14 protein-coding genes are annotated in these 11,732 nt (G+C 52.4%); 4 read left to right on the top strand and 10 right to left on the bottom strand.

Annotated features, from left to right (window positions below; translation table 11 throughout):
- The first annotated feature begins 34 nt into the window (after nucleotides 1-34).
- A complete protein-coding gene (locus ORL50_RS13245) occupies nucleotides 35-445 on the top strand; it encodes a response regulator (protein WP_266015451.1) in 411 nt (136 codons plus the stop codon).
- Between the two features lies 1 nt (nucleotide 446).
- Here the strand turns inward: ORL50_RS13245 and ORL50_RS13240 are convergent, their stop codons facing one another.
- Nucleotides 447-701 carry a hypothetical protein gene (locus ORL50_RS13240; RefSeq protein ID WP_266015448.1) on the bottom strand — a complete coding sequence of 85 codons (255 nt, stop codon included), beginning with the start codon at nucleotides 699-701 and terminating at the stop codon, nucleotides 447-449.
- Between the two features lie 94 nt (nucleotides 702-795).
- Nucleotides 796-1,062: a DUF1652 domain-containing protein gene (locus tag ORL50_RS13235; protein ID WP_266015446.1), complete on the bottom strand. Its 267-nt coding sequence runs from the start codon at nucleotides 1,060-1,062 to the stop codon at nucleotides 796-798.
- 326 nt (nucleotides 1,063-1,388) lie between these two features.
- On the opposite strand from ORL50_RS13235, the gene ORL50_RS13230 reads away from it, so the two are divergent.
- From ORL50_RS13230 to ORL50_RS13220, 3 genes are all read left to right on the top strand, one after another.
- On the top strand, nucleotides 1,389-1,637 hold the full coding sequence (locus tag ORL50_RS13230) for a DUF6555 family protein (protein ID WP_266015443.1): 249 nt from the start codon (nucleotides 1,389-1,391) through the stop codon (nucleotides 1,635-1,637).
- 2 nt (nucleotides 1,638-1,639) lie between these two features.
- Nucleotides 1,640-1,888 (top strand): hypothetical protein, encoded by a 249-nt coding sequence (locus tag ORL50_RS13225; protein WP_266015440.1) that lies wholly within the window; start codon nucleotides 1,640-1,642, stop codon nucleotides 1,886-1,888.
- A gap of 245 nt (nucleotides 1,889-2,133) precedes the next feature.
- Nucleotides 2,134-6,285: a CheR family methyltransferase gene (locus tag ORL50_RS13220; protein ID WP_266015437.1), complete on the top strand. Its 4,152-nt coding sequence runs from the start codon at nucleotides 2,134-2,136 to the stop codon at nucleotides 6,283-6,285.
- Between the two features lie 241 nt (nucleotides 6,286-6,526).
- On the opposite strand, the gene ORL50_RS13215 is transcribed toward ORL50_RS13220, so the two are convergent.
- The 8 genes from ORL50_RS13215 to ORL50_RS13185 form a co-directional block, all read right to left on the bottom strand.
- Nucleotides 6,527-6,748: a hypothetical protein gene (locus tag ORL50_RS13215; protein WP_194693053.1), complete on the bottom strand. Its 222-nt coding sequence runs from the start codon at nucleotides 6,746-6,748 to the stop codon at nucleotides 6,527-6,529.
- Nucleotides 6,749-7,154: 406 nt separating this feature from the next.
- Nucleotides 7,155-7,388 (bottom strand): DUF2934 domain-containing protein, encoded by a 234-nt coding sequence (locus ORL50_RS29105; RefSeq protein ID WP_194693054.1) that lies wholly within the window; start codon nucleotides 7,386-7,388, stop codon nucleotides 7,155-7,157.
- Nucleotides 7,389-7,568: 180 nt separating this feature from the next.
- Entirely contained in the window at nucleotides 7,569-8,069 is a 501-nt protein-coding gene (locus ORL50_RS13210; RefSeq protein WP_194693055.1) for a YciE/YciF ferroxidase family protein, read from the bottom strand.
- A gap of 152 nt (nucleotides 8,070-8,221) precedes the next feature.
- On the bottom strand, nucleotides 8,222-9,055 hold the full coding sequence (locus ORL50_RS13205; RefSeq protein WP_416236026.1) for a ZIP family metal transporter: 834 nt from the start codon (nucleotides 9,053-9,055) through the stop codon (nucleotides 8,222-8,224).
- A 318-nt stretch (nucleotides 9,056-9,373) separates the two neighbouring features.
- Nucleotides 9,374-10,258 (bottom strand): manganese catalase family protein, encoded by an 885-nt coding sequence (locus ORL50_RS13200; RefSeq protein WP_158828913.1) that lies wholly within the window; start codon nucleotides 10,256-10,258, stop codon nucleotides 9,374-9,376.
- Between the two features lie 132 nt (nucleotides 10,259-10,390).
- The gene (locus ORL50_RS13195; RefSeq protein ID WP_194693058.1) at nucleotides 10,391-10,618 is read right to left on the bottom strand and encodes a PLD nuclease N-terminal domain-containing protein; all 228 of its coding nucleotides are present in this window, start codon (nucleotides 10,616-10,618) and stop codon (nucleotides 10,391-10,393) included.
- A gap of 91 nt (nucleotides 10,619-10,709) precedes the next feature.
- Nucleotides 10,710-11,156 carry a DUF421 domain-containing protein gene (locus tag ORL50_RS13190; RefSeq protein WP_194693059.1) on the bottom strand — a complete coding sequence of 149 codons (447 nt, stop codon included), beginning with the start codon at nucleotides 11,154-11,156 and terminating at the stop codon, nucleotides 10,710-10,712.
- A 7-nt stretch (nucleotides 11,157-11,163) separates the two neighbouring features.
- Nucleotides 11,164-11,682 carry a hypothetical protein gene (locus ORL50_RS13185; RefSeq protein WP_194693060.1) on the bottom strand — a complete coding sequence of 173 codons (519 nt, stop codon included), beginning with the start codon at nucleotides 11,680-11,682 and terminating at the stop codon, nucleotides 11,164-11,166.
- Nucleotides 11,683-11,732 lie beyond the last annotated feature (50 nt).

Genomic DNA, 11,732 nt, shown 5'->3' with positions numbered 1-11,732 from the left:
CGCCGGCAAGTGCGCTCGGCTAAGGGATCTTTGATTGATCGTCCAGTGGGAAGGTTTTTTGCCTATTGAGGGATCGGTGATCGTCATCGAAGACGATCCGACCTTGCGAGCATTGATGGAAAAAATCGTATCGGAGGTCGGAGGGAAGGCAATCCCCTTTGCGACTGCAGATGATGCGTTAACCTATCTGCTTCAAACTCATGAACAGTGTCGTTTGGTGATCGCAGACCACGGCGTACCTGGCCAGATCCAGGGGATCGAGTTCATCGAGATGGTAAGTAGTCGATGGCCATCAATTGCAGCAATCCTGACCTCTGGATATTTGATAGATCCTCAAGCTGTTCCAGCCTCTAACATCTATCTCCACAAGCCGTGGTCACTGGATGATTTCGTTATCGCTATGGCGACTTTACTGCAGCCTGGCGTTGCGATTCACAAAGCCTGAATCACGGGATCGGAGATCCGAGGTAGGCCGGGCTCGACTTCGTTACTCCCATCATCAGAAGCTTGGTGAGCGCTTCCTCTATCTCATCAGCAGCGCCGTGTTTATGTTCCGTGAGCGACCACTTCCAGTAACGATCTGCCATCAGGCCGCCAACCGCTTCTGCACATAGTGCATCACAGCTCAAACCGATCTTTGTGGCTGCCGCTATAACGGCTAGAAGTGCTTGCTCAAGTTGCTGTGTTCTATCGGAGGACACGGGGCGGGCTCCATGAAAATGAAGCCATAGTATGGCCGATATCAGTTTGACATCAAAGGCAGCGTTTGACAGCTATCCTTGTGCATCAATCTGCTCAACGTTCTTGCGCTCTGCGCTCACTCGACTCGAAACTGGTTTTGCGTGCTGCCATCTCACTGCGTAGCTCGCCAATTAAACCGGCAATAGCTCTGCTAGACGTGAGCGCCGCAGTCGAAACCCCCGTCACCAAAAGCTCCACACTGCCTGTTGAAGGATCGGTAACCTTAATCATCAACGAGCCATCCGCATTTGTCGTGCATGAGCAGGACAATGGTAGGAAGCCACACTCAATGATATGTCGGAGCTCAAGAGCAGAGATCATCGTATTCGTCCTAGGAGCAGTGTTCATTTAGTGTTGTTCAAATGTGGAAGTAGTCAACGATTCGCCAAAGCATTATTCGACAAGGCATTTCAGGACTAATAGCTGAAACGGTGCACCCGCCTGAGCACGCTGCTGAGCGGTGTTGAAAAACATACGCCTCGCTCTGACCGTTCTAGGGCGCTGCTGTTCAGGGAGACGTATCAAACAATAGGGCGATTTCGACCTCAGGACGGCATGAGGAGAAAAGGGCTCAAAGTAACGCTGAAAAACGTTGGAATTTTTTCGGTGAGCACCACTCTTTTGCCTATGAGCGTACGGAGGAACTCATGAGCCAAACAGATATTTTTGTAATCGATTACAAGCTTTATGGGCAGCCAAAGTCGTTCGTCATTCGCGCTAAGGCGATGCGTAATGTGGACGCATGGCACTGGGCGAGTTGCGACGCCGGTTTAGCTCCCATTCCTAAACCTGGTAAACCGCCTTTGAAGGTCATGTCGAAACCTCAGGCTGAAAGATTTGGGGTGACGGATGTCAAATGGCGCGAAACAAACGCCTTGGTATGGACTGAGGCGTAGCCATGAGCGAGGACTTCGATCAAACGGAAGATGAAGGCGAACTCGCGAGAATTAATGCGCTTCTTTACGAAGCGAATAGGCTCGATGATATCGCCTACGGTCTGTTTGCTGACGGCTGTCGCGACGCCGTGCTTTGGCGTCGCTTCAACGAAATCAAGTTCTCTGCCGACGCCCTACGAACGCAGGCTTATCAAGCTTGGATGCGGTTGCATCGAAAAGGCTTGAGGTCATCGGATTTTCCTACGAACTAACAGTATTAGCAGAGACGGAGAATTGATAACGGACGACATTCTTCATTGCACTATCGAATCTTCTGTCCAATCGAACGCCATCGGTTAACGGCGGCTGATTAGCAGTCTTTCGGCCTGGCTACACGCGATGATACTTCCGATAGCGGGTTTAACCGGCAATTGTTCTACCACTGGCTGATGACAAAAGGAGCTATGATGCGAAAGCACTGGCAGTTTATTGCCGCTGCTAGAAAAGGCCCTTATTTATGACGTCCTCCATCAAACGATCGTCCAGCGTTCCACAGCGCAACGAACTGATTCCAAGCACGTTGCCGTTTCCTGTGGTCGGTATCGGCGCCTCTGCTGGGGGACTTCAAGCGGTCAAATCATTCTTCGAACACATGCCCAGTGATAATGGCATGGCGTTTGTCGTCATTCTTCACCTCTCACCCGACCATCAGAGCTTGGCTGACCAGATCATTCAGCAAGCGACTAAGATGCCCGTGCTTCAGGTAAGCAGCACGACACCCATCGAAAAAAATACAGTGTATGTCATCTCGCCAGCGCACCATTTGATGATGAATGATGGCTATATCTCGGCGACCGCTCTGGAGCGGCCGCGAGGCATGCACATTGCCATAGATCTGTTTTTCCGGGATCTGGCAGACGTGCACAAGGAACGCGCTTTTTGCCTCGTCCTATCGGGCACCGGTTCGGATGGCGCTGTGGGATTATCGCGGATTAAGGAGCAAGGCGGGATTACTCTCGTCCAGACGCCGGAAGATGCCGAATATGACGGCATGCCCCGCGCAGCTATCGAAACGCAGATGGTCGATATCGTTTTGCCCGTGGTGGAAATGCCACAAAAGTTGCTGGAGCTATGGCGCAACTCCCGATCGATTATCCTGCCCACCGCCAATGATCCTGAAATCAGAACAACCCCTCCTGCCACCGAGCGCGAAGCGGTCGTCGCTGAACAGCGATTGCAAGACATCTTGCATCAGTTGCGCGCAGGGACTGGGCACGATTTCAAACATTATAAACGTGCCACTGTCCTGCGCCGTATCGAACGACGGATGCAAGTCACGGCACAGTCCGATCTGAGCGCTTATTACGACTACTTGGAAACGCACCCCGAAGAAACGAGAGCGTTGCTGGGCGACATGCTGATTGGCGTTACCAACTTCTTTCGCGACCGGGAAGCTTTTGAGGCCTTGGAGCGGCATGTCATTCCCAGTCTCTTGCAGTCACTTCAAGAGACCCTCCCGCATCGCGAAGAGGTACGTGTCTGGTCAGCGGGCTGTTCGACTGGCGAAGAGGCGTACAGCCTTGCCATTTTGTTGTCTGAATACATGGCCCAGGAACCCAGCTCCGCCAATTTACAGGTGTTCGCCACGGACATTGATGATCGCGCGATCACGACTGCGCGCACTGGGCTGTATCCCGAAGCGATCTTGACGGACGTCCCCCCTAATCGGCTGCGGCAAAATTTCACTAAGGAAAACCAGCAGTTTCGGATCCGCAAGGATTTACGCGAAAGGGTGCTATTCGCTCAGCACAGCTTGCTGTTGGATCCGCCGTTCTCGCAGATCGACTTGGTTGTGTGCAGAAACTTGCTGATTTATCTGGATCGCAAAGTCCAACGGGAAATCATGCAAATGTTTCATTTTGCATTGCGACCAGGTGGATACCTCTTTCTGGGTAGCAGCGAGTCGATTGACGATTGCCTGGATCTTTTCACACCGGTCGACAAACGCAACCGTATCTTCCGTGCCAAAAGCGCCGTTAACAGTGCCCGACGAGCGCCCACCATTCCCCGAGGGGGTTATGGGCGAACTATCGCTGCGGCTTCCGTATCTCTCCCCCTGAAACCGTCCGCCACACACAAGGTGGCATTGGCAGATATTCATTTGCGGGCACTCGGTAAAACCGCGCCACCGAGTGTGATCGTCGATAGCGATGCCAATATCTTGCATATGAGCGAAGGCGCTGGACGCTTCCTCCGGTATGTCGCTGGCGAGATGTCGCGAAATTTGCTCGCTATTTCCCATCCGGACTTGCGGCTAGAAATCCGAACCACGCTGTTTCAAGTGCAGCAGTCTGGGGCTGCTTTCACTTCGCGCAGGGTTCGTATCGAACGTGAGCAGCGCAGTTATCTCATCAATTTGACCGCCCATCCGTACAAGGACGAGGAAACCGAAAATGACTTTGTACTGGTACTTTTTGAGGAGCAGGAAGTCGACTCGCAAGATCCTTTAGCTCAAACCCAGACTGAAAATCAGGTACTCATTAGCCTAGAGGAAGAGCTACAGCGCACCAAGCTGCATTTACAGGAAACCATCGAGCAATCAGAGGTTTCAAGCGAAGAACTCAAAGCTTCCAACGAAGAAATGCAAGCCGTCAACGAAGAGCTGCGGTCGGCCACTGAAGAGTTGGAAACCAGCAAGGAAGAGTTGCAATCAATCAATGAAGAATTGCTGACGGTCAATCACGAACTGAAGATAAAGGTCGAGGAAACTGACAAGGTCAATGACTACCTTACCAACCTGATCAGCTCATCCGATATTGCTACGGTGTTTATCGACCGCCACATGCGCATTCGCTGGTTTACACCAAAATCAGCCGAAATCTTTAGCATGTTGCCTGTCGATACGGGGCGCTCGTTATTGGACATCACCCATAGGCTGGACTACCCCGAGATGGCCGAAGACGCTGCAACCGTCTTCGAATCACTCAATATGATCGAGCGTGAGGTCAGCAGCAATGACCATCGCTGGTACATTGTCCGCTTATTGCCTTACCGTTCCAGCGAAGATCATATTGACGGGACGATACTCACATTTATCGATATCACTAAACGCCGTGCTGCAGAGGAAGATTTGCGCGTGGGCGAAGAACGGATGCGACTCGTGGCTGAAAGCACGCACGATTTTGCCATCATTATTCTCGATGAGCAGGGTGTGATCACCGGTTGGAACACGGGCGCCGAGTTTATTTTCGGTTTTACCAAAGAGGAGGTTATGGGCGCTTACTACGACCTGATCTTCTTACCTGAAGATCGTGCCACAGGCGTGCCCGAGACTGAGTTGCGTGCGGCGCGCGAACAAGGGCGTGGGGAGGACGAACGGTGGCATCAGCGTAAGGACGGCAGCCGTTTTTATTGCAGCGGAGAAGTAACGCGCCTTCAGGGGGAAAGCTTGAAAGGGTACGTCAAAATCGCGCGCGATTTGACTGGTCACAAGCGCAAACAGGATGAACAGAGCCAGCATCTGCAAGCGACTCAAAACAGCAGTCATCTCAAAGACGAATTCTTCGCGGTTATGTCACACGAGCTTAAACATCCGCTGAATCTCATCCAACTTAATGCAGAGTTGCTGCGTCGCTTACCAATGGCCAAGACTGCTGGCCCGGCAATGAAGGCTGTGAATACCATCTGTGATGCGGTGACTAGCCAGGCCCGGATTATTGATGATCTGCTGGATGTGGCTCGGGTACGCACCGGCAAGCTCAAACTGAAAAAGCAGGCCGTCGATCTGGGTCGAGTCCTTCAAGATATTCACACCGTGGTGAGCAATGATCAGCATCTTTGCGAAATCCATTTGCAGTTGCCGCAATCAACGGAGCGACCCTTGGTGATCGAGGCGGATACCACTCGTCTCGAACAAATCATTTGGAATCTGGTGTACAACGCACTGAAGTTTACGCCTAAAGGAGGTCGCGTCCGGTTGATTGCCTCGCGCCACGAGGATATGGCGCAGCTGGAAGTCATAGACAGCGGCATCGGCCTCGATCAAGACAGTATCCACAAGGTGTTTGATTTGTTCAGCCAGGCCGAAAACCAACATGCGAACCATCAACGGGAAGGACTCGGCATTGGCCTTTCCCTAGTGCGACAGCTGGTAGAGGCGCATAGCGGCTCGGTTATAGCTTTCTCTGAAGGCATTGGTCGTGGGTGTACTTTCACCGTTCGTTTGCCCTTGTCCCAGCCTGATCGACTTCCTGATGACCCACATCCAGCATCAGATAACTCGGGGCGTCTGGTTGGTCAAAAAGTGCTTTTGGTAGATGATTCTCAAGACGTGCTGGAAATCCTCCAGATGTTGCTTGAGATGGAAGATGCCTTTGTCGAAGCGTTCACCGACCCGTTGAAGGCGTTAACGGTCTCGAAAGATAGCAACTACGATGTGATCATTTCGGACATCGGCATGCCCATCATGGACGGGCATCAATTCATTCAGGCAATTCGTCAAATCCCCCATTTGAAGTACACCCCAGCCATTGCGTTAAGTGGCTATAACACATCGGCTGATCAGAAAAAAACCAAATCAGCAGGATTCAATTACCACGTAGGCAAGCCGATTTCCCATGATGAATTCATCGATGTCATTGAGGAGGCATGCAAGCGAGAGTCTTCGTGAATGAGGCCACGTAGCTGTTGAGCGCAGGGTTCCAATACCTGATGACCGAGTGCTTGCTCTACGCAAAAGAGAAACTGATTTTACTACGTAGGTAGAAAGTCGTCCAAAAGCGATATTTCTATTCAGTCGGTTAGCGACGCGAAAAAGTGGGATTAGTCTTGGTCAGACAGTGCGAAACGGGGCAGCCTGATCTGCCTATCCCTTGTCGTTTTGCGTTCACCGATATCAGCTGACCGTGCCTTTACGTGCCACTTCCCACTCCATCGACAGCTCGGGCATAACGCCGAGCCGCTTCCGTGACCAGGCGCTTTCTCTCGTCGCGATCAATGAAGCCTTGATTCAAATACTCCTCCGCGAGTCGGAGTAGCTCCTCATACTGCTCTTGGGCGGTCATTCGAATTTCTGGCCTTTCCAAAAGCTTGTGCCAAGTCGTTAATGCTTGGTCTTTTCGATCTTCGTACATGGCAATGACTCCCTAGTGGGTATCCGATAGAGAGTCATAATCAGCATTGTGTTCCTAAAATTGCGTATGAAGTTTTGCCGCACCCAATTTACAGCTTGTAGGTGAAACATGGCCTATACCGTTTATCAGCATTTCCCGTATTCGCAAAAAATGAAGCGAACTCCAGTCCCCTGCCAAGAATCATAATGTTACGCCTGAGCAAGTTTGCCAGGCTGCCTGTGTACCTCCTGACTTGCCCGCATCTATTTGCGGGCATTTTTTTAGTGTCGCACTGCAAATCACGGGGAGTCGAGGTAGGGATGCCTATAAATTGGAAGGCCGCCGTTTCAATCTGAGCCTTTCCATCGGCACGTAAGGGACATCGCCATAGCACATGGTGGTCAAAGCGAGACGCGGAAAATCGTTCTCAAGCTGTATCTCGCTTCCGGAAACGTAGTTTTATTTCATCTGCGGTTGCGGTGACTTTACTAACAAAGAGACTTCTCCCTTCGCACGCGGCCTTCTCGACGGAACTCCGTTTAAGCGCAGTCTCTAGCTGTTCGCGTGCGAGAAACCAATAGAAAAGATCAGCGTCCTCCGGGCACGCATCCTTTTCCCAGAGTGCATACGCTCTTTCGCGAATTATCGATTCATCGATCATCGTCTTCTCCTCCAAGACTGCTCCAGAAATGCGTGCGAGGAAAATTCAGCATCATGGCTCATGCGCACCAGACTCGCGTGAGATTAATTCGGATCGGATCTGATCGGATCGATCATGATTTTCCTTTAGAATCTGGTCGGCGAACCTGTCTTCGTCGACCAGAATACTTGCTACGCCTGTTTATTTAGCTTCCATGGTCGCCGCTTGATTGCCGCCTTGCTCCGCGATCTTGCTCAGCTTCTCATCAGCCCCTTTTTCTTCAGCAAGGGTTGCGGCTAATAAAGCCGCTGCATCGTCTAGTTTGAGATGCTTGGCCATCGCTATCAGCGTGCCATAGGCGGCAATTTCGTAGTGCTCCACCTTTTGCGCCGCACCGATTAGTGCGGCGTCGAGGACAGCCCCTTTGTCAATTTCTTCCAGCAGCTCTTTCGACTCTTCGACAAGTCCCTCCATGGCCGCGCACTTCATGCGCTTCAGCTTGATACCGGTCAGCTCGACCAGTTGATCAATGCGTTCAATCTGCCCATGGGTCTCCTCCAAGTGGGACGTAAACGCGTCTGCCAACAGTGGATTAGTCGCTGCTTTCGCCAAGCGCGGCAATGCTTTGGTGATTTGTTTTTCCGCACTGTAAACATCAGAGAGTTCATGGATAAACAAGTCTTCTACAGTTTTTCTAGCCATTTCCAAACTTCCTTCTGGTCAGTATTGGCGACGCCTGATGGGCGTCCGCATGGGATCAACAAGCATGCAAAACTTGCCGTGCATGAAGACTGACCAGTCGCAGTCAAGCGGTGTTCCGAAAATTTTTAGAGCGACGGATAAAAGGTTGGTAGCTAACCCAAAGCAGTATCGAGAAACGTCATTACCCCAAAACCGAGCATCAGTCCTAAGGTAGCGGGGGTCTCATGACCGTTGCGGTGAGTCTCGGGAATGACCTCATGGGAAACCACAAAAATCATGGCGCCCGCTGCCAAACCGAGTGCAATTGGGTAGCCCAATGCAAAGCTGCTGGAAATACCCAAGCCGACGACTGCGCCAATCGGCTCCATCAACCCAGAACCCACTGCAATCAGCGCCGCGCGCAGTGCGGATATACCGGTCACGCGTAACGCCAAGGCGACTGCCAGACCTTCAGGAATGTCTTGAATGGCGATGGCAGTGGTGAGTGGCAGTCCGACCTTCATATCGCCATTGGCGAAGCTCACTCCAATAGCCATGCCTTCCGGCAGGTTATGTAGAGTGATTGCCAGGACGAACAACCAAACACGATTGATACGCTGCGCGTCCGGCCCCCGGCGTCCGCTTTTCTCATGTTCGTGAGGGACGAAACGATCAAGGCCAACCATCAACGCTACGCCCAGTCCCAATCCCGCAACAACTACGCAAGCTGCGAGCGACTGGTTTTCGCACAGGGCCTGAGCTGCTTCAATACCAGGGAGAATGAGCGAGAAGGAACTGGCGGCCAGCATCATGCCGGCGGCGAAGCCCAACATGATGTCTTGTGTGCGGGCGGCGATGTCTCGTAACGCAATCGCTACGACAGCTCCCATTGCCGTCGCAGCGAAACCTGACATGCCACCGAGAAAAGCGAAGTGCAGATTTTGTTTGTTGGCGCCGACAAAGGCGCCATACCCGCATATGAGTAAGAACAATGTTACGCCAATCAAAATTGACCAGAAGGCGCGCCCGCCCCACCCAGTTCCTGAGAACCGGGCGAACCAGGAGCGAGGCGGTGCGCCTGATGAGGTCAACGGATCGGGCACGGATACCTCCTATTTTTTTGAATCGTACTTTTCAGTAGATACGGAAAGCGACCGTAGGAACTGCCTGGATACGCGTTGCGCGTCACGTTCGTAAGCGACGCTGGTGGCAAAAAGCATCTCAGGGCCAGTTAAATTCTGACGCGCTGATTTTTTGTTAACCATGATGTGATTCCCCTCTGAATAAGATGGAAGACCGCACGCCAGAGGGCGTGCGGCTGCTCTTCAAGGTTGAGGTTCGCCTTGTACCCCCGCCCCTAAATCCGCCCCTGTGATCGGATTGCTGTCTGGGTCGGACATCGTCCTTGCTTTCATATCCATGAGCAGCGCCTCGTCCTCAGCGCTCAATTGCACAGAGGCGGTGCCGTCCCCACCATCCACTGCAGGCGCCGGATCTTCCACGAAGTCCCAATCGTCCCCTTCGTTCCAAGGGCCGCGAGTGCTGCCTTCGCCCTGTGACATGTTGAAGTAGACGTTGGTGAACTCTGGCATGCCCGGCAGTTTGCCCTGAGGGAAATTTGGCTGGATGGCATGCAGTGCTTTTTCGAAAGATAACTGGTGGGCGATTTCACGCGTCATCAGAAATCCTAGGGCCTCTTTCACACCCGGATCATCGGTAACATTCATCAACCGTTCATAGACAATTTTCGCTCTCGCCTCAGCGGCGATATTTGAGCGCATGTCTGCTGTGGGTTCGCCGATGGTGTCGACGTAAGCTGCCGACCAAGGTACGCCCGCCGAGTTAGTCAACGGAGCACCCGCGCCGTACAACAAACTGGTGATGTGAGAGTCGTTGCCGGCACCATTAATGGCGCGATACAGCTCTCCTTCTTCCTCCACACCTTCAGCCATTTGTCCTTTGGCACCCTTGTTTAACATCACGATGATCGACCCGACGATCTCAAGGTGACTGAGCTCCTCGGTGGCGATATCCATAAGCAGATCTTTTCTGCCTGGATCATCTTCTGCCAAGGCTTGGGTGAAGTAGCGTGAGGCGGCTGCAAGCTCGCCCTGAGCTCCCCCAAACTGCTCCAATAATAAATTTGCTAACCCAGGATTTGGCTGGGCAACCCGCACGGTGTATTGAAGTCGTTTGTTATGTAGAAACATGACATTCTCCTCAGGCGAATACGGGCTGCGATTCACTCGGTAAGAGACCGAATGCCAACCCACAATCATCTGAAGCAAATGCATCTGGGTAAATTTCAAAAACCTTCTGCGCTAGCGACAGACGGATGCTGACTACCCCTTACTGTGTTCTGGCGACGAAGGGCCTTCTTTGATCCCACGAGGCCCCGCAACACCCCAAACGATTAAACCAATGACTGGGAAGATGATGAGCCCGATAGCCCAACCGGCTTTTATCCCAACCGTTTTGTCGCTGCGAAACACGCTGACAATTGCCCAAAGATCGACGAGCAGAATGATCACAGCAATAGCAATCACGAAATAGCTGGTAGCTTCAGACATGATGTAACCCTCCTCAGATTGTTAATTCTTAGGCCTCAGACCAATCAGGGTGTTCCAAGAAAATCTCGAAAACGCAGGCGAGCGTCAGAAATTAATCCTCACGGGCAATGATGGAAATCTTGCCATTGCGCTCAATGATCGCGAACTTGATTTCTTCCAGCGTCTCGATGCCCTGACTGGATCGTGCTGCCTCCATGATGTCGGCCTCCACCAACCGGGCGTGGCGCAACCGCTGGCGCAAAAGCTTGCCATTCTCGACGATGATCGTTGGTTCGCCATCGATCAGCCGTGATACCCAGCCGGAACGCTGTTTGAGCAGGGATAGGCCGACGTCGATCGCGATCAGCGTTACGATGACCAGTATCCCGTTGGTCACGGAAAAGTCGTCGCCCAGCAGCGCTTGCTGAGTGGCCTCACCAATCATCATCAACAAGACGAAATCGAAGGTCGTCAGCTCGGCCAATGACCGTCGGCCGGCAATCTTGAATAGCACCATGAGCGCCAAGTACATCGCTGCTGCACGCAATACCGAATCCATAAGTCACCTAGGGGAATATGAACTGAGCGAGTTTTACATCGTTCGAACCCGGCAGAACGACGCGGCTGTGGAACAACCCAAGTCCATCGCCTCTCAGCGTAACGAACAACTCGGCCTGGCCTTGGGTATCGGTCTGAACCCATAACCTAATGCCTTGAGCAGAACTGCGGGCCCGCGCCGGTTCAGGTTGCAATGTCTCGATGCTGAACCCCTCCAGTATCTCTCCGGCCAGTTCCAGTTCAACCGTGGACTCTGGAGCGCCATTCACGCTGATTTTCATCGAGTTGGTTGAGCCGTTGCGATGAAACATCTCGTATTGCACTCTGATCCTGCCATCATCGCTGCGTACATCCCTGGTACTGAGCAGCCCACGGGAAAACAGCCCCGCCAGCCCTAACACAACCAGTAAAACCAACAGGTACCAACCACAGCGTTCAAAGCGCCAGACCTTTAGCTGGTAAGCCATGTCTTCGCGGACAGGGAATCTACGACTGTGCAAATCGGGATGTTCGTCATCGTCATTCATCAGGCTCTGTCTCCTACGTTGACTGTACGACGATGAAAATCAGGAAGCCG

It is taken from the genome of Pseudomonas sp. RIT-562 (assembly GCF_026241895.1).
Lineage (GTDB): Bacteria > Pseudomonadota > Gammaproteobacteria > Pseudomonadales > Pseudomonadaceae > Aquipseudomonas > Aquipseudomonas mandelii_F.
Note: the sequence above shows the minus strand (reverse complement) of the source record. Positions and strands in the feature narration are given on the sequence as shown.